Origin of the sequence: Streptomyces sp. PT12 (assembly GCF_003311645.1) — a bacterium.
In the GTDB taxonomy this organism is placed as follows: domain Bacteria; phylum Actinomycetota; class Actinomycetes; order Streptomycetales; family Streptomycetaceae; genus Streptomyces.
In genome coordinates this window covers 1-16,995 of record NZ_QEST01000122.1, presented here as the reverse complement: position 1 = coordinate 16,995, position 16,995 = coordinate 1, and the positions used below count along the sequence as shown (strand labels likewise).

Below are 16,995 nucleotides of genomic sequence, written 5' to 3'. Positions count from 1 at the left end.
GCCGCAGAAGGGCCCCTCAGCATGGCCGACTTCGTCACATCGCAGGTCCCGCACTTCTCGATCGAGGTGTACCAGAACGAATACCTCCCGCAGGACGCGCGGGAGGTGAACGCCATCGTCACCGTCACCGCGACCGGCAGCGGCGGCCTGGCCCTCGGGCCTGCCGAGCCCGCGGACGGGCCGCGCGCGGCCGTGGTGATCATGGTGGACTGCTCGGGCTCCATGGACTACCCGCCCGCCAAGATGCGCGGCGCCAAGGCCGCCACCGAGGCCGCGGTCGACACGTTGCGCGACGGCGTGGCGTTCGCCGTGGTCGCGGGCACGCACAAGGCCGTCGAGGTCTACCCGGGCGACGGGCGGCTCGCGATCGCGGACGCCGCGACCCGGGCCGCGGCCAAGGAGGCGCTGCGCGGGCTGAACGCCGCGGGCGGCACCGCGATAGGCACCTGGCTCCGCCTCGCCGAGCGCCTGCTGGCCGCGTCCCCCGCGCCCATCCGCCACGGCGTCCTGCTGACCGACGGGCGCAACGAGCACGAGGAGCCCGAGCAGCTGCGGGCCGCGCTCGACGCGTGCGCGGGCCGCTTCACGTGTGACGCGCGTGGCGTGGGCACCGACTGGGAGGTCGCCGAGGTCACCGGCATCGCGTCCGCGCTGCTCGGCACCGCCGACATCGTGGCCGAACCCGAGGGCCTGGCCGCCGACTTCACCGCCATGATGGAGACGGCGATGGGCAAGGAGATCGGCGACGTGTGCCTGCGCCTGTGGACGCCGCAGGGCTCGGAGGTCGGCTTCGTCAAGCAGGTCGCGCCCACCGTCGAGGACCTGACGGGCCGCCGCACCGAGTCGCCGCCGCGCTCGGGCGACTACCCCACGGGGTCGTGGGGCGACGAGTCCCGCGACTACCACGTGTGCGTGCGCGTCCCCGCCGTGGGCGTGGGCCACGAGATGCTGGCCGCCAGGGTCGCGCTGGTCATCCGCGAGCCCGCCGCGCCCGCTGGCCCGCCCGCGACGGTGCTCGGCCAGGGCTTGGTGCGGGCCGTGTGGACGGACGACCTGGCCGCGGCGACCGCGATCAGTCCGCAGGTGGCGCACTACACGGGCCAGGCCGAGCTGGCCCAGGCGATCCAGGAGGGGCTCGCCTCCCGCAAGCGCGGCGACGAGGTCGGGGCAACGGCCAAGCTGGGCCGCGCCGTTCAGCTGGCGCACGTGTCGGGGAACGCGGAGACCGCCAAACTGCTCGCGAAGGTGGTGGACGTGGAGGACGCGGCGGAAGGTACTGTTCGACTGAAGCCCGGGGTCACCCAGGCGGACGAGATGACACTGGAGACGCGGTCGACGAAGACCGTGAGGGTGAAGAAGAAGCCGATCGAGAGCGACGAGTCCACAAGACGCTAGGGACCGAGGGGGAGGCAGTAAGGATGCCGACTTGCCCGAACGGCCACCACTCGGTGGCCGAGGACTGGTGCGAGGTGTGCGGCCACCGCATGCTCACCCCCGCCGCGCCGATGCCGCCCGCCCCGCCAGGCTACCCCTCGCCGCCCGGTGGCTCCCCCGGCGCCCCGCCGCCATTCCCAGGCCAGGGCGGCCCGCCGTCACCACCTCCCGGCTACCCCGGAGGCCCCGGGCCTTCGACGGCGCCGATCCCGCCCGTCCAGCCGTATACCCAGGGCGAGTTGTGCCCGCAGTGCCGCACCCCGCGCGAGGCGCAGGCGCCGTTCTGCGAGGGCTGCCGCTACAACTTCCTGACCAACTCCCCCACCACCTACATACCACCGGTGCCCCCCGGCGGTGGCGCCCCGGCGCACGCGCCGCCCCCGCAGCCGAGCGGCGACTGGGTGCTCCCGCCGCCGAGCGCCCCCCAGGGCGGCCCGCCGCCTTTCCCAGGCCAGGGCGGCCCGCCCGGCTACCCGCAGCAGGGCTCGGGCTGGATGGTCACCGTGGGCCCCGACCCCGAGTACTTCGCGGCGATGATGCGGCGCTCGGGCCCCGAGGCCGCGCAGCTGACGCTCCCGACGTACGCGCCCGAGCAGCGCGTGCAGCTCTCGGGCCCCCAGGTCACGATCGGCCGCCGCCGCCAGTCCACGGGCGAGTCCCCCGACATCGACCTGTCGCAGCCCTCCGAGGACCCCGGCGTCTCGCACAAGCACGCCATCCTCGTCCAGCAGCCCGACGGCGGCTGGGCCGTGGTCGACCAGGACTCGACCAACGGGACGACGGTCAACGGCGCCGAGGACCCGATCCAGCCCTATGTGCCGGTCACGCTCCACGAGGGCGACCGTGTCCACATCGGTGCGTGGACGACGCTGACCCTTTATCGCGGCTGACACCCCACCCGGCACTACTATCACCCGGGTGACTGATAACACCGCTGCCATCGCGGTCGATGGACTGCGCAAGCGGTACGGGGATGTTCGTGCCGTGGACGGAGTGACCTTCGAGGTCGAGCGAGGAGAGTTCTACGGGATCCTCGGCCCCAACGGCGCTGGCAAGACCACCACGTTGGAAATCGTCGAAGGGCTGCGCGAGCCCGACGAGGGCACCGCGCTGCTCCTCGGCGAGCCCTCGTGGCCGCGCAATCCCGAGCTGCTGCGCCGCATAGGCGTCCAGCTCCAGGCGTCGGCGTTCTTCGAGAAGCTCACCGCCCGCGAGCAGATACACACCTTCGCCGCCCTCTACGGCGTCTCCGCCGACCGCGCCGACGCCATGCTGGAGACGGTCGGGCTGACCGAGAAGAAGGACATCCGCGACGACAAGCTCTCCGGCGGCCAGGCGCAGCGCCTCTCGATCGCCTGCGCGCTGGTCCACGACCCCGAGCTGGTGTTCCTCGACGAGCCCACCACGGGCCTCGACCCGCAGGCCCGCCGCAACCTGTGGGACCTGCTGCGCGGGCTCAACTCCACGGGCCGCACGGTCGTCCTGACCACGCACTACATGGACGAGGCCGAGCTGCTCTGCGACCGCGTCGCGATCATGGACGCCGGGCGGATCCTCCGCGTCGGCCCGCCCGCCGACCTCGTCAGGGAGCTGGGCGTGGACACCCTGGAGGACGTCTTCCTCCAGCTCACCGGACGGGAGTACCGCGAATGAGCGCGTTCAGGAGCCTGTCGCGGGCGATGGTGCTCGGCCTGCTGCGGGACCGCACGGCCGTCTTCTTCATGCTGATCTTCCCGCTGATGTTCCTGGCGCTGTTCGGGGCGCTGTTCCAGGACTCGGGCGTGCCGCGCTCCAGCGTGGTCCAGATCGGCAACGTCGCGGTGCTCGACAACATGCCCGAGGAGCAACGCGCCACGCTGGGCGACGCGTTGGAGGTCACCAGGTCGGGCGACAGGGAACGCGCCCTGGAGCAGGTCAGCGACGGCGACGTGGACGCGGTGGTCTGGGAGGACGAGGGCCGGGTCCAGCTGCGCTACTCCGCCGCGGACGCGGCCCGCGCGGGCACGGTCCAGGGGCTGATGCAGTCGATCGTGCAGAGCGCCAACGTCGAGGCGACGGGCCAGGAGCCCGCGTTCACGCTGGCCAGTGACCGGGTGGAGGATCGTTCCGTCAAGGCGATCCAGTTCCTGACGCCGGGGCTGCTGGGCTGGGCGGTGGCGATGGGCGCGTCGTTCATGTCGGCGTTCACGCTCGTCAACTGGCGCAAGAAGCGGATCCTGCGGCGCCTGTGGCTGGCCCCGATCAAGCCGAGCACGGTCATCAGCGCCAGGATCGGCGTGAGCCTGGCGCTGGCGTTCGTGCAGGTCGCGATCTTCCTGGCGATCGCGACGATCCCGTTCTACGGCCTCCAGCTGACCGGCTCGTGGTGGCTCTCGATCCCGCTGGTGGCCTGCGGCACGCTGGCGTTCATGTCGATCGGCCTGCTGATCGGCGCCTGGGCCAACTCCGACGAGGCGGCCAACGGCGCGCTCCAGGTGGTCATCATGCCAATGGCGTTCCTGTCGGGCTCGTTCTTCCCGACGGACGAGATGCCGGGCTGGCTGAACGCCATCGCGACGGTGCTGCCGCTGAAGCACCTCAACGAGGCGATGATGGACGTCCTCTCCCGCGGCGAGAGCTGGGGAGCGGCGCTCCCCGTGATGGGCGGCCTGCTGCTCTTCGCGGCGGTGGTGACGGCGATAGCGGCCCGCCTGTTCCGCTGGGACACGACGTAGCCTGCGGCTCGCCAACAGACGTAGCCTGCGGCTCGCCAACAGCCCGCCCAAGCCCGTCCACTGGCGCGGGCTGCACGGCGCCCGCGGCGCGGCGCGGTGTGTCGCGCGGCGGCGCGCCTGCGGCGCACGGCGCGAAGCACCTACGGCGGCAGTCGCCCCGCGCGAAGCGCGGGTGTTCCGCGCGAAGCGCGGGTGTTCCGCGCGAAGCGCGGGTAGGGGTGGGTGGGCGGGGCAAGAACCCCGGCGCGCCGCGCCCGTCGAACCCAGCGGAGCGCCCCCCGCTCAGCCGGGCGTATTCACCATCGACGCCGCCGCGTACACCAGGTAGTTCCACAGCTCGCGCTCGTGCTCGGGCGCCAGCCCGACGCTGTCGACCGCGGCGCGCATGTGGCGCAGCCACGCGTCGTGGGCCGCGCGGTTCACCTCGAACGGCGCGTGCCGCATCCGCAGCCGCGGGTGGCCGCGGGTCTCGCCGTAGGTGCGCGGCCCGCCCCAGTACTGGATCAGGAACAGCGCGAGGCGCTCCTCCGCTGGCCCCAAATCCTCCTCGGGGTACATCGGCCGCAGCAACGGGTCCTCGGCGACACCCTCGTAGAAGCGGTGGACGAGCTTCCTGAAGGTCTCCTCGCCCCCGACCTGCTCATAGAACGACTGCTGCTCGGTCACCCCTCCATGGTCGCAGACCCGCCAGGACGCGCCCCCGGCCGGTCGCGTCACCCTCCCGCAACCTCCCCGTTCACCGCGGGTCGCCTGCCCGCCGCCCCGCTGTCGTATCGTCCGCCCCATGCCGGTCCAGGAGTACCGCCGCCGCCGAAGAACGCTCGCCCTCTCCTGGTCCGCGCTCCTCACCACCGTCGCGTGGGCCGTGCTGTCCACCGCGCCCGCATCGGGCGCGGGTTCGCCGCCCGAGCCGCCGGTGTCGCCCGAGCCCGCGATCTCCACGCCGTTCGCGCACCACGACGAGGGCTACGCGTGCTACCGCATACCGGCCCTGGTCACCACGCCGCGCGGCACGCTGCTCGCGTTCGCCGAGGCCCGCGTCACCGACTGCTCGGATGTCGGCAACATCGACCTGGTCGTCAAGCGGTCCACGGACGGCGGCCGGACGTGGGACGCGATGACCGTGCTGCGCGGCAAGGGCACCCGCGGCGGCTATGGCAACCCCGTGCCCGTCGTGGACGAGGTCAGCGGCCGGGTGTCGCTGCTGTACGCGTACAACGCCTGGACGTCGAGGGACGGCGAGCGCAAGCGCGGCTCCCGCAGCCTGCACAGCATGTACAGCGGCGACGACGGGCTGACGTGGACCCCTGGCGGGGTGCTCGGCCCGCTCAAGCCGGTGGACTGGACGTGGGTGTCGTTCGGCCCGGGGCACGGCGTGCAGTTGCGCCGGGGGGCGCACGCCGGACGCCTGATCGTTCCCGGCGATCACGACACCGCGGACGGGCGCTCGGGCGCGCAGCTGTACTACAGCGACGACGGCGGCATGACGTGGCACCTCGGCGCGGTGTACGACGTGCCGGACGACGAGCCGCACCCGGGCGAGCTGACGGTGGTCGAGCTGGTCGACGGCTCGCTCTATGTCAACGCCCGCACCTCCGACCCCGACAGCACGAGCCCTTACCGGCTCGCGGGGCACAGCGCGGATGGGGGGCTGACGTTCACCCCCGAGGGGTTCGCGCCCGTGGCGGGGCTCGCCGCGCCGCCGGTCTCCGCGTCGCTGCTGCGGCTGCGCGCCACGGACGAGGGGGACCCGCGCAACCGGCTGCTGCTGTCCGCGCCCGCGAGGCCCGTGCCGCAGATCGCCACGCGCCGCAGGACGATGACGATCCGCACGTCGTACGACGAGGGCCGCACCTGGCAGTCGACCGCGTCGTCGATCAACTTCGCGAGGGCGGGCTACTCGGACCTGACCGAGCTGATCACGGGCGAGATAGGGCTGCTCTACGAGACGGGTGGCAAGAGCCCGCACGGAACGGTGAAGTTCACGGCGTTCACGGTGGCCTCGCTGGACGGCGGGGTGCCGCGGCACGACTTCTGTCCGGCGCCGCGGCCCTCGGGCGGCAGCTCGTTCTGGGGGGCGGCGGACCGAGGCCCCGGGGTGGTGCGCGCCGCGGCGACCGTGAACCGGCGCACGCCGTCCACGCTCGCCCGCACCTCCCCGATCCGCCGCCCGCCGCCCGCGTAGCCGCCCGCCGCCCGGCTAGGGTCCTGGGCGTTTCCCCGTCAGCGGTGTGACGCCGAGCCCCGGGGTCCCGCCCTCGCGGCGGACCACCGTGGCGCCGAGCGGGGTGCGAAGGCGCAGCCAGGGCCCGCCGGTCAGCAGGCCGACCGGCGCGTCGGCGCGCAGGAAGCCCAGCGCGTGCGCGGCGTGCACGGCGCGCAGCGGGAGCGGGGTGCCGGGCAGGCGCCTGGACCAGATCTCCTCGGCGAGCGCGTCGAGCGCCGCGCGCGTGCGCTCGGCCTCGGGCAGCCGCTCGGTCCGCCGCCTGAACTCCGCGACGACCCCGGCCGCGGCCTCGCGCACGGTCGCGTGCGGCAGCTCGGCCAGGGGCCGCCAGCCGCCGCGCGGCGGCAGCAGCCCGGCCCACGAGGGGCCGGTCACGGGCTCGGGCACGGTGACCGCGCCGCCCTCGTCGTCGATGGCGTCGAGCAGCGCGCCCGCCGAGACGGTGACGTCGAGCGTGGCGGGGGCCGAGAGCCTGCTGGGCCACACGGCGAGCACGTCGAAGCGCGCGGGCCTGGTGAAGACGGCGACGACCCCGTCGTCGGCCTGGAGCCTGGCCGCCGCCGCCCTGTCCCAGCGGAGCTGTCTGCCGAGGAACGCCGCGAGGCCGCCCGCCTCCCCCGGCTCGGCGAACTCCAGGCGTCGCTGCGCGGTCATGAGGGAACGGGGCTCCCCGCGGCGTCGTCCCCGAACCTCGCCGCGTCGTCCCTGAACCTCGCCAGGAACGTCCGCTCGGCCGCGGTCAGTCGGCGGGAGCGGGCGCGCTCCAGGTCGTAGGGGACGATGACGGTCGAGGCGCGGGCATAGACCGTTTCGCCGTCCTTCACCTCATAGCCGACCGTGGCCGAGGCGGCACCGATCTTGATCACCCAGATTTCGATGGTGACCGGCTCCTGCCGGTGGACGAGCGGCTTGAGGTAGTCGATCTCGTGCCGCGCGACCACCGAGCCGCCGGTGAACGCGTCGGCCGCCGCCTCCCGCGCCAGCCGGAAGAAGAACTCTATGCGCGCCTCCTCCAGATAGCGCAGGAAGACGACGTTGTTCACATGGCCGAACGCGTCCATGTCCGACCAGCGCAGCGCGCACCGGTAGATGTGGCGCACGTCAGCCCCTGGTCAGCTTCTTGTACGTGGTGCGGTGCGGCCGCGCCGCCTCGGGGCCGAGGCGTTCGATCTTGTTCTTCTCGTACGACTCGAAGTTCCCCTCGAACCAGAACCAGCGCGCCTCGCCCTCGTAGGCCAGGATGTGCGTCGCGACGCGGTCGAGGAACCACCGGTCGTGGGAGACGACCACGGCGCACCCGGGGAACTCCAGGAGGGCGTTCTCCAGCGAGGAGAGCGTCTCGACGTCCAGGTCGTTGGTCGGCTCGTCGAGGAGCAGGAGGTTTCCGCCCTGCTTGAGGGTGAGCGCGAGGTTCAGGCGGTTGCGCTCGCCGCCCGACAGGATGCCAGCGGGCTTCTGCTGGTCGGGGCCCTTGAAGCCGAAGGCGCTCACATAGGCGCGGGACGGCATCTCGACCTGGCCGACGTTGATGTAGTCGAGACCGTCCGAGACGACCTCCCACAGCGACTTCTTCGGATCGATGTTGGCCCGGGACTGATCGACATAGGAGATGTCGACGGTCTCGCCGACGCGCACCGAGCCCGAGTCGACCTTCTCCAGGCCCAGGATCATCTTGAACAGCGTGGTCTTGCCCGCGCCGTTGGGCCCGATCACGCCGACGATGCCGTTCCTCGGGAGGGTGAACGACAGCCCGTCCACCAGCACCTTGTCGCCGAACGCCTTGCCCAGCTTCTCGGCCTCGACCACCACGTTCCCCAGGCGGGGGCCAGGCGGGATCTGGATCTCCTCGAAGTCCAGCTTCCTCGTCTTCTCGGCCTCGGCGGCCATCTCCTCGTAACGGGCGAGGCGCGCACGGGACTTGGCCTGGCGGCCCTTGGCGTTGGAGCGCACCCACTCCAGCTCTTCCTTGAGCCGCTTGGCACGCTTGGCGTCCTTCTGGCCCTCGACCTTGAGCCGGGTCTGCTTGGTCTCCAGGTACTTCGAGTAGTTCCCCTCGTAGACATACGCGCGCCCGCGGTCGAGCTCGAGGATCCACTCGGCCACGTTGTCGAGGAAGTACCGGTCGTGGGTGATCGCGACCACGGTGCCGGGGTACTGGGCGAGGTGCTGCTCGAGCCACTGCACGGACTCGGCGTCCAGGTGGTTCGTGGGCTCGTCCAGCAGCAGCAGGTCGGGCTGCTCGAGCAGCAGCTTGCACAGCGCGACGCGGCGCTTCTCGCCGCCCGAGAGGTGGGTGACGGGCCAGTCCCCCGGCGGGCAGCCCAGGGCGTCCATGGCCTGCTCGAGCTGCGCGTCGAGGTCCCAGGCGCCCGCGTGGTCGAGCTCCTCCTGGAGCTGGCCCATCTCCTCCATCAGCGCGTCGGTGTACTCGGTCGCCATCTGCTCGGCGATCTCGTTGAACCGGTCGAGCTTGCCCTTGGTCTCCGCGACACCCTCCTGGACGTTCTCCAGGACGGTCTTGGACTCGTCGAGCGGGGGCTCCTGGAGGAGGATGCCGACGCTGTAGCCGGGGGTGAGGAACGCGTCGCCGTTCGACGGCTGCTCCAGGCCCGCCATGATCTTCAGCACCGTGGACTTGCCCGCGCCGTTCGGCCCGACGACACCGATCTTGGCGCCGGGCAGGAAGCTCAGGGTGACGTTGTCGAGGATCACCTTGTCGCCGTGCGCCTTGCGCGTCTTGCGCATGGTGTAGATGTACTCAGCCAAGAGAAACCGTCCGGCAGTTCTGGTCAGTGGGAATCTGGTCGGTGGGGAATCTGGTCGGTGGGAATCTGGTCGGTGGGAATCTGGTCGGTGGGGAATCCGGTCAGGGGGAAACGGGTCAGTGGAGTATCAGGCGGATGTCTCCATCCTGCCGCATGGGCGCGCCCCCGCGGAAACCGGTGGGCCCGGGGCGCGCGAGGCGCCCGCGGCAGCGCGAAGGGGCGGGCCCGTCGCCGGACCCGCCCCCGTCACGGTGGTGCCTCAGGCCGCCCCTGGGGGCGGTCGGCGACCGTGCCGCGAAGGTGTCACTCGTCGCCGCCAGCGGTGGCGGAGCGGCGGCGGATGAAGAACACCGCGCCCGCGCCCGCGATCAGGAGGACCACGGCGATGCCCGCGATCATGGCGGGGTTGCCGCTGTCGCTGCCGGTCTCGGCCAGGTCGGGGGAGTCGTCGGAGGCGCCGCCGCCCGTGGTGGCGGGGGCGGGCTCGTTGCCGGGCTCGTCGCCGGGCTCATCGGCGGGCGAGCAGTCGAGGACGCCGGTGAAGACCCAGGGCTCCTCGCCCTCCTGCGGGTGCGCGATCTCGATCTCGTACGCCTGGTCCTCGTCGACCGGGACCAGCACGGACTCCGACGAGCCGGGCGCGACCTCGACGGTCTCGCCGACCAGCTGGAACTCGAACGGAACGTCGCCGGTGTTGTCCACCGTGACGCTCACGCCGCCTTCGGCGCAGCTCTGCTCGGCGGTCACGGCGACGGACGGGGAGCCCTCACCGGCCCAGTTGACCGAGGCGCCCGCGGTGACGGACGACGCGGACGAACCAGCCAGGATCATGGTCTGGGTCCTGGTGTCGACGCCGGTAAACGCGCGGCCCACGGGGACCTGCGAGCTGGCGGTCGCGGTCAGCGCCGCGGTGCCGGGCTCGGCGTCGGCGGGCACCGAGAAGTACAGCTCGCTGCCGTTGGAGACGGCCTGGTCCTCGGTGATGATCTCGCCGTTGGCGTCGACGATGGTCACACCCTGCTCGGCCGCGGCCACGTCGGGGGTGACAAAGACGGACTCCGCGGTCGTGTTGACCGTCACGGGGCCGATGATCTGCCCTGGCTGCCCGGAGACCTGCGAGGGCGTCAGCTCGAGCGAGGCGTTGGGCTCGGGAACGTCCTCGGCGCTCTCCAGCAGCCACTCGGTCAGCTTGGCGGCGTTCTCGTTCTCCGGAACGGCGTCCACGCCGTCCGACAGCTGCCAGATCGCGGCCTGGGTGCCCGCGGCGGCCTGCTCGTCGGACAGCTCGCCCGCGCCCGCCGATGCGGCGAGGGCGCTGAGGTCGTTGACCACCGGGTAGGAGTTCTGAAGGATCCAGTGGATCCGCCCGGCCTCCGGGTTGTTGTGCAGGGTCGAGGAGTCCCAGCCGGTCTCGCGGTAGGCGGTGCCGTTCTGGGCGGGGGTGTTGAAGTCGATGCAGTAGGTCTGGAGTATGCCGCCGTCGTCGGCGGTCAGCTTGAAGAGGCCGCCCTGGATCGACTGCTCCCGGCCGTTCGGCAGGGTCACGTCGACGGTGTCGGCGATCGCCAGGTTGTCCAGCGTGGCGGTGGCGCCGCTGCCCGGCTGCTCGTCGGCGATCGCGGCGCCTCCTGCCGCGATGGCGCCGGTGGCCAGGAGGCCGGTGGCGACGGCGGTGGCCGCGAGGCGGGGGGCGACCCGCCTGGGCGCAGAAATCATGTGTGTCCCCTCCACGGAATCACAGGGGCGCTGCGGCGGATGCGTCAGCCGCACGCTCGTCACTATCCCCGTGCGTACGGTGGATCGTAGAGAGACGGTTGGTGAAAGTCCCCGCCGGGCCCCTGACTTACACATTCTATGGGGGAATCGTTACCTCAGGGAGTCCTGTGACGCCCGGTCATGTGCGGACAAGAAGTGATGTTTGGGGACACCTCCGCGTCACCCGTCGGCGACGCCGCGACCACGTAGCGCTCCCGCACCTCCCGGTAGCGCATCAGCTCACCGGCCACCGGTTCGAGCACGTGGCTGTGGCCCCGGTCGGCCGCGAGCCGCCGCAGCCGCCACTCCTCCTGCTGCCCGAACGCGCGGGCCGGGCCGCGCGCGGCGACGCGGCAGCCCCACGCGAGCAGCGGGCCGCCGACCGAGCCGCCGAGCAGCAGCGCGAGCGGCAGCCAGCGGCCCACGACGGGCTGCCCGACGAGCGCGGTGAGGAGCCAGCAGATCCCCAGGAACTGCGCGGCGAGCAGCACCGCCTGTCCCGCTCCGGCCGCCGACCACCAGCGGGGCCTCGGCAGGACGCCGGGCGGCTGCTCGGCCAGGGCGCTCTCCAACGCCCCCGGCAGCTCCTTCGCGCCCTGCCGCGCGGCGTCGCGCACGGCGTTGGCCCAGGGCTCGGGCAGCCCCTCTGAGGCGTCGGCCGCCAGCTGCCGCACGGCCTGCTCCACCTGGGCCCCGGCCACCACGGGAGGTCCGGGGGCGCGCAGGCGCTGGGCCACCAGCGCGGGCGGCTCCCCACGGCGCTCGGCCCTGTGCGCCGCGAGCCTGCGCACCACCTGGCCCCATGGCGTTCCGCACGCGCGGTCGGCGCGGCGCAGCCAGCCGCGCTCGGCGGCCTGGCCCGCGGCCTGGGCGCCGAGGGCGGCGGCGAGGCGGTCGTCGAAGTCCTCCCTGGCCCGCTCGGTCAGCCCCGCGGGGGCCTCGGCGCCGTCGGCCACATAGACAGGGCCGAGGCGGCGCGCCACGCCGTCCACGTCGGCGGCGAGCCGCCGGGCCGCGGCGGTCCTGGCGGAGACCAACTCGCCAATCTGCTGGCGCAGTTCGGCCACGCCATCGCCCGTGAGCGCGGAGACGGCCAGCACCCCGGCCCCCGGCTCGCCGTGCTCGCCGAGCGCCACGCCCCGCTCGTCGAGCAGCCGCCGCAGGTCGTCGAGGACGGCGTCCACGGCCTCGCCCGGCAGCCGGTCGGCCTGGTTGAGCACGATGAGCGAGACGTCGGCGTGCCCGGCGAACGCGCGCAGATAGCGCTCGTGCAGCACCGCGTCCGCGTACTTCTCGGGGTCCACCACCCAGATCACCGCGTCCACCAGGGACAGCAGCCGGTCCACCTGCTCGCGGTGGGCGGTGTCCACGGAGTCGTGGTCGGGCAGGTCGAGCAGGATCGTCCCGCGCAGCGCGTGGTCCATGATGTGCGCCCTGCGGCGCGCGCGGGCGGGGATGCCCAGGCGTTCGAGCAGCCCGTCGGGGACCTGACCGCCGCCCGCCTCCCAGGTACAGGACACGGCGGTCGCGGTGGTGGGGCGGCGCACGCCCGCCTCGGAGAGCTGCGCCCCGGCGAGCGCGTTGAACAGCGTCGACTTCCCGCTCCCCGTGGCCCCCGCGATGGCCACGGCGGTGTAGACGGCGGGCAGCCGGTCGCGCGCGGCGGCCTCGTCGAGAACGCGCCCCGCCTCGGCGAGGACGTCGTCGTCGAGGCGCGTGCGGGAGAGCCCGACCAGCTCGCGCAGCGCGCCGAGCCTGACCCTGAGCGCGCCGCCGCCCGGCGCGCTCCTGGTGCTCGCGCCCGGCGCCGCGGGCAGGTCCACATGCGTGTCGGCCATGGCGTTCGTTCTCCTTCCGGCCGTGGCTCGCCGCGCCGTCGAAGCCGTGCGGGGCCTCAGCCGTGCAGGGCCCGAACGGAGGACAGCGCCGCGATCAGCTCGACCTGGGGTTCGGCGGTGATGGTGAGGGAGTGCAGGGGCGCGCCGCGGCGCTTGCGCTCCGCGGTGAGCACCCGGTCCACGCAGGCGCGCAACTGCTTGGCGCCGTCCTCGCGCAGCCGCGAGGCGTGGCGGGGGCCGAGCAGCCCGGCGAGCGACTGCTGGGCGATGACGCCCGACTGGCCGCCGAGCAGGGACGAGGCGAGCAGCGCCGCGGTCTCGCCGTCGTCGCCGTCGTCGCGCGCGCCCGCGGCGATCCTGGCCTCGACGGCGAGGTCTTCGAGGCAGCGCCGCAGCCGCCGCACGAGCACCCCGACGCGTTCCGCCACGCCGTCGCCCTCGTCGAGGCCGCCCGCTGGCGCGCCCCGCTCGTCGGCCCACGCGGCGGTGGTGCGCTCGTCGGCGGCGGAGACGGCCTCGACCAGCAGCCCGGCGAGCGAGTGGCCGAGCGCTTCGAGAAGCTCGTCGCCGCTCGCGTCGTCGGGGAACGCCAGCCACAGGGCGCGGGCCTCGCCCGTGAGCAGCCCGCCGTTCTTGAGGCAGGCGCGCACGCGCTGTTCGGCCTCGGCGTAGGCGTCGTCGAGGCGCTGGCCGAGGCGGACGGCGGCGGCGTACTGGGCGGCGCTCGCGCCCGCGAGCTCCGCGACCCTGGCGCGCAGCGAGGAGATCGCGCCCCTCGCGGTGCGGGTGACGGCGTCGGCGCGGGCGAGGGGGTCCTGGGCGCGCTGCCCGAGCCACGAGCGCAGCGCGGCCACGGCGGTGGCGGGCAGCAGGCCCGAACCGCCGGCGGACTCGGGGAGTTCGGGAACGGTGAAGCGGGGGATGGAGCCGAGCCCGGCCTGTTCGAGCAGGGCGGCGTAGTGGCGGGCGACCTCGGCGGCGATCTGGTGCGGCACGCGGTCGAGGACGGTGGCGAGGGTCACGTCGTACTCGCGCGCGCTGCGCAGCAGGTGCCACGGGACGGCGTCGGCGTAGCGGGAGGCGGTGGTGACGAGGACCCAGATGTCGGCGGCGCAGATGAGCTCGGCGGCGAGGTCGCGGTTGCCCGCGACGAGCGAGTCGATGTCGGGGGCGTCGAGGAGCGCGAGCCCCGACGGCAGGGAGCGGGTGGTGACGATGGAGAGCGCGGGCCGCCCCTCGCCCTCGTGGCGTGGCCCGCACACCCGCCCGAGCTGCGGCAGGACCCGGCGGCCCGCGAACCACTTCTGGTCCTCGGGGTGGCACACGAGCACCGGCATCCTGGTGGTGGGCCGCAGCACCCCGGCCTCGCTGACGCGGCGCCCGACCAGGGAGTTGACGAGGGTGGACTTCCCCGCCCCCGTGGATCCGCCGATGACGGCGAGCAGCGGGGCGTCGGGCTGGCGCAGCCGGGGCAGCAGATAGCCGTCGAGCTGGGACAGCAGCTCGGCGCACGAGCGTCTGGCCCGTTCGGCGCCAGGCAGCTCGAGCGGGAAGCGCGCGGCAGCGAGCCGCTCCCTCAGCAGGGTCAGCGCGTCCAGCAGCTCGGGCCGTGCGTCCAAGATCGCCACATGCGCAGAATGCCCAATTCGGCGCTGTTTCCCAAGCATATTCCGCCCGAACGCGCCCCAAGCCGGACACCCGATCCCCGGCCTTGGGGATAACGAGTGCGCAACACCCCCTCCGAAGGCCACCAAAACCGCTGCGCGCTCCGCGACCACCTGCGATTATCAGGGCGGCTTCACTGGATCTCCACAGGACGGTGTTGCCGTGAAGCAACCGGGACCACCCCCTCGACGCTCTATCCTGTGCGCGGCGAGGTCACGAGGGGGGCACCGTCCCAGCCCTGACCGATACCGGCCCCCGTAGCTCAGCGGATAGAGCAGGTGCCTTCTAAGCACTTGGCCGCAGGTTCGAGTCCTGCCGGGGGCACCACACAGAAGGATGACTGAGAGCCGTGGCTCTGGGTCATCGCTACCTTCTCCTCCTCTGTGGCCTTCACAGGGTGTCCGTTGTGGTTACTTTGCGGCAGAGAGACGACAGTCACCCCGTTCGCCAGGTTGGCTGTGGTGGCGATGTGGCCGACAGTGTCAGCCGTGAGGGTGATGCGGCAGTTGAAGTTCCGCCCTGTACCTGGACAGCGGGTGTTTACGCTGCGGGGGTGAGGTCCTGCGTCACCAGTGCTCTGGTTTCGAGTGGGGTGACGTAGCCGTACTCGGGGTGCTTGCGCAGGGGGGTGCGGTTGTACTCGACCTCGATGAAGCGGAAGACATCGGCCCGGGCGGCGTCGTGGGACTCCCAGACCGTGGTGCCGATCTCCGCCTTCAGCAGACCGAAGAAACTTTCGGCGGCGGCGTTATCGTAACATGACCCGGTTCGTCCCATGCTTGGCTTCAAACCCAACTCCTTTACCAAAGCTCGGTGTTCACGTGAGGTGTACTCCGAGCCGCGGTCCGAGTGCGTGATGCAGCCTTCCTTCAGCCCGCCGCGGGCGGCGGCCATCCGCAGGGCGTCGACGACGAGGGAAGCCCGGTGATGGTCGGCCATCGCGTACCCGATCACCTCCCGTGTGGCCAGGTCGATGACCGTCGCGAGATACCACCAGCCGGCCAGCGTGGGCAGGTAGGTGATGTCGGACACCAGCTTCGTGCCGGGCTCGGCGGCGGTGAAGTCACGGCCGACCAGATCCGGCGACGGCGCCGCTTTGGTGTCTGGCCTTCGTCAGGCTGCGACGCCGACGCCGCGTGATGCCGCGGATGCCCCGCTCCCGCATGGTCCGCTCGACCTTCTTCCGGTTGAGCCGCCGCCCGTCGCGCCGCAGAACCGCGGTCACCCGAGGGGAACCGTAGGCACCCACGTGACCCGACATGGATGCGCCGGATCTCCCCGGCGAGCTCGTCCTCAGCATCCCGTCGGACCAGGGCTGCCTCCCGGCCCGCGAGATATGCGTAGTAAGCCGAGCGGCCCACCTTCAACGCCCGGCACAGCAGTGACACGCTGTAACCGCCGGGATTGTCCGAACTGACCTTCTCCGCGTCGATGAACAAGTAGCGCGCGGCTACTTCGTCTTCTGCTGCGCGAAGAAGGCCGTCGCTTCTCCCAGCACCTCGATCGTCTGCTCCTGCTCACGAACCTTGCGCCGCAGCCGCACGAGTTCCTCACGCTCCGCCGTCGTCAGCGCACCGGCCGGCCCCTCGCCCCGGTTGATCTTCGCCTGCTTCACCCAGCCCCGCAGGCCCTCAGGACTCACACCCAGATCCCGGGCCACCTCGGTGACCGTCTTGTCCGAGGACAGCGCCAACGCGACCGCGTCTCGCTTGAACTCGGCCGTGTACCGCTTGCTGGTGTTGCTCTTCGTGCTCACTTACCTGGACTGCTTCCTCCGGGACAGGTCGTCCCAGTATGAGGCTGTCCAGCCCGAGGGGGGAACTTCAGCCGAGCGACTCCACCTCGCTCCAGGACTCACCGTGGGAGCACAAGCCTCGATCGCCGACGAACTCCTCCCCGCCGTCCTGGACGACCTGCGACGCGCCCGTCCAGACCTCAGCGTGCAGCTACGCCCCGATCCCGACCGAAGCTGGCTCCTCGCCGCGCTCGACCAGGCCGAGATCGATGTCGCTGTGCTCCTCGACGCCGGCGAGCACGTCGGCGACCTCGGATTCGCCCACCCCATCACGCCGATCGAGTACCTCGACGTGCGCGAGGTCCCCATGACCGTGGTCGTACCGCCGGGCCATCCACTGCTCAGGCGCCCAGTGACGATGCAGGGAATCCGGCAAACAGGAGGCCTGATCGGCAGGGAATCGCGCTGCTCCTTCTGGATGGCCACCGAGCGCTGGCTCGGCCCCGACACAGACCTCACCGCCGTCGGCGGACTGGCGCAGGTCCGCGAATGGGTCGCCACCGGTCGCGGGATCGCGCTGCTACCCGAGTTCACGGTTCATGCCGACCTCGGCTCACGACGCATCGCCCAACTCGACGTCCCCGCGCCCCCGCTTCAACTCAGACTCATCTGGCGCGAAGACCACAAGAACGCGAACGGCCTACGCCAACTCCTCTACGCCCTCACGCAGGCATAACCCGAAGTCAGCACAGTTGGCTCAGAGTGCTAACAACCACTTGGCCAGCAACAGCTAGCCTCGCGCTTTCAGGGAGTGTCCAATAGACGGCGGATCTGATGATCAAGGAGACGCCTGATGAGCGAG

The 16,995-nt window shown here is 72.2% G+C and carries 15 protein-coding genes, 1 tRNA gene and 1 pseudogene; 7 read left to right on the top strand and 10 right to left on the bottom strand.

The genetic code is table 11. From position 1 onward, the window contains the following. Window positions 1–21 precede the first annotated feature (21 nt). From DEH69_RS13560 to DEH69_RS13545, 4 genes are read left to right on the top strand one after another with little or no spacing between them, the layout of a single operon-like run. On the top strand, window positions 22–1,395 hold the full coding sequence (locus tag DEH69_RS13560) for a VWA domain-containing protein (protein WP_113687203.1): 1,374 nt from the start codon (window positions 22–24) through the stop codon (window positions 1,393–1,395). Window positions 1,396–1,418: 23 nt separating this feature from the next. Beyond that, entirely contained in the window at window positions 1,419–2,324 is a 906-nt protein-coding gene (locus tag DEH69_RS13555) for an FHA domain-containing protein (protein WP_113687202.1), read from the top strand. Window positions 2,325–2,352: 28 nt separating this feature from the next. Then, on the top strand, window positions 2,353–3,087 hold the full coding sequence (locus tag DEH69_RS13550; protein WP_113687201.1) for an ABC transporter ATP-binding protein: 735 nt from the start codon (window positions 2,353–2,355) through the stop codon (window positions 3,085–3,087). After that, window positions 3,084–4,148, top strand: a complete 1,065-nt coding sequence (locus DEH69_RS13545; protein WP_113687200.1) for an ABC transporter permease — start codon at window positions 3,084–3,086, stop codon at window positions 4,146–4,148. The genes DEH69_RS13550 and DEH69_RS13545 overlap by 4 nt, the downstream gene beginning before the upstream one ends. A 282-nt stretch (window positions 4,149–4,430) precedes the next feature. On the opposite strand, the gene DEH69_RS13540 is transcribed toward DEH69_RS13545, so the two are convergent. Then, entirely contained in the window at window positions 4,431–4,814 is a 384-nt protein-coding gene (locus DEH69_RS13540; RefSeq protein WP_258534648.1) for a globin, read from the bottom strand. Between the two features lie 118 nt (window positions 4,815–4,932). Here DEH69_RS13540 and DEH69_RS13535 point away from each other — a divergent pair, with 118 nt between their 5' ends. Next, window positions 4,933–6,333, top strand: coding sequence for an exo-alpha-sialidase (locus tag DEH69_RS13535; protein WP_113687198.1), 1,401 nt, complete (start codon window positions 4,933–4,935; stop codon window positions 6,331–6,333). Window positions 6,334–6,348: 15 nt separating this feature from the next. On the opposite strand, the gene DEH69_RS13530 is transcribed toward DEH69_RS13535, so the two are convergent. From DEH69_RS13530 to DEH69_RS13505, 6 genes are all read right to left on the bottom strand, one after another. After that, window positions 6,349–7,029, bottom strand: a complete 681-nt coding sequence (locus tag DEH69_RS13530) for a hypothetical protein (protein WP_113687197.1) — start codon at window positions 7,027–7,029, stop codon at window positions 6,349–6,351. Continuing rightward, the gene (locus DEH69_RS13525) at window positions 7,026–7,475 is read right to left on the bottom strand and encodes a thioesterase family protein (protein ID WP_113687196.1); all 450 of its coding nucleotides are present in this window, start codon (window positions 7,473–7,475) and stop codon (window positions 7,026–7,028) included. The genes DEH69_RS13530 and DEH69_RS13525 overlap by 4 nt, the downstream gene beginning before the upstream one ends. Before the next feature lies 1 nt (window position 7,476). Continuing rightward, entirely contained in the window at window positions 7,477–9,141 is a 1,665-nt protein-coding gene (gene ettA, locus DEH69_RS13520) for an energy-dependent translational throttle protein EttA (RefSeq protein ID WP_113687195.1), read from the bottom strand. A gap of 302 nt (window positions 9,142–9,443) precedes the next feature. After that, entirely contained in the window at window positions 9,444–10,856 is a 1,413-nt protein-coding gene (locus DEH69_RS13515) for a thioester domain-containing protein (RefSeq protein ID WP_113687194.1), read from the bottom strand. A gap of 155 nt (window positions 10,857–11,011) precedes the next feature. Next, window positions 11,012–12,733, bottom strand: coding sequence for a GTPase (locus tag DEH69_RS13510; RefSeq protein WP_113687193.1), 1,722 nt, complete (start codon window positions 12,731–12,733; stop codon window positions 11,012–11,014). A gap of 56 nt (window positions 12,734–12,789) precedes the next feature. After that, the gene (locus tag DEH69_RS13505; RefSeq protein ID WP_181727424.1) at window positions 12,790–14,361 is read right to left on the bottom strand and encodes an ATP-binding protein; all 1,572 of its coding nucleotides are present in this window, start codon (window positions 14,359–14,361) and stop codon (window positions 12,790–12,792) included. A gap of 288 nt (window positions 14,362–14,649) precedes the next feature. Here DEH69_RS13505 and DEH69_RS13500 point away from each other — a divergent pair. Further along, window positions 14,650–14,725, top strand: a tRNA-Arg gene (locus DEH69_RS13500). A gap of 213 nt (window positions 14,726–14,938) precedes the next feature. On the opposite strand, the pseudogene DEH69_RS13495 reads toward DEH69_RS13500, so the two are convergent. From DEH69_RS13495 to DEH69_RS13485, 3 genes and pseudogenes are all read right to left on the bottom strand, one after another. Next, window positions 14,939–15,490 (bottom strand): annotated as a pseudogene (locus tag DEH69_RS13495) (IS3 family transposase); the annotation flags it as partial. Next, the gene (locus tag DEH69_RS33640; protein WP_369008270.1) at window positions 15,462–15,659 is read right to left on the bottom strand and encodes an IS3 family transposase; all 198 of its coding nucleotides are present in this window, start codon (window positions 15,657–15,659) and stop codon (window positions 15,462–15,464) included. The pseudogene DEH69_RS13495 and the gene DEH69_RS33640, both read right to left, overlap by 29 nt. Before the next feature lie 189 nt (window positions 15,660–15,848). Continuing rightward, complete coding sequence (locus DEH69_RS13485; protein ID WP_113687189.1) at window positions 15,849–16,154, bottom strand: transposase; 306 nt, start codon at window positions 16,152–16,154, stop codon at window positions 15,849–15,851. A 103-nt stretch (window positions 16,155–16,257) separates the two neighbouring features. Between DEH69_RS13485 and DEH69_RS13480 the strand changes: the two genes are divergently transcribed. Further along, window positions 16,258–16,869: a substrate-binding domain-containing protein gene (locus DEH69_RS13480; protein ID WP_220131259.1), complete on the top strand. Its 612-nt coding sequence runs from the start codon at window positions 16,258–16,260 to the stop codon at window positions 16,867–16,869. Window positions 16,870–16,995: the final 126 nt, after the last annotated feature.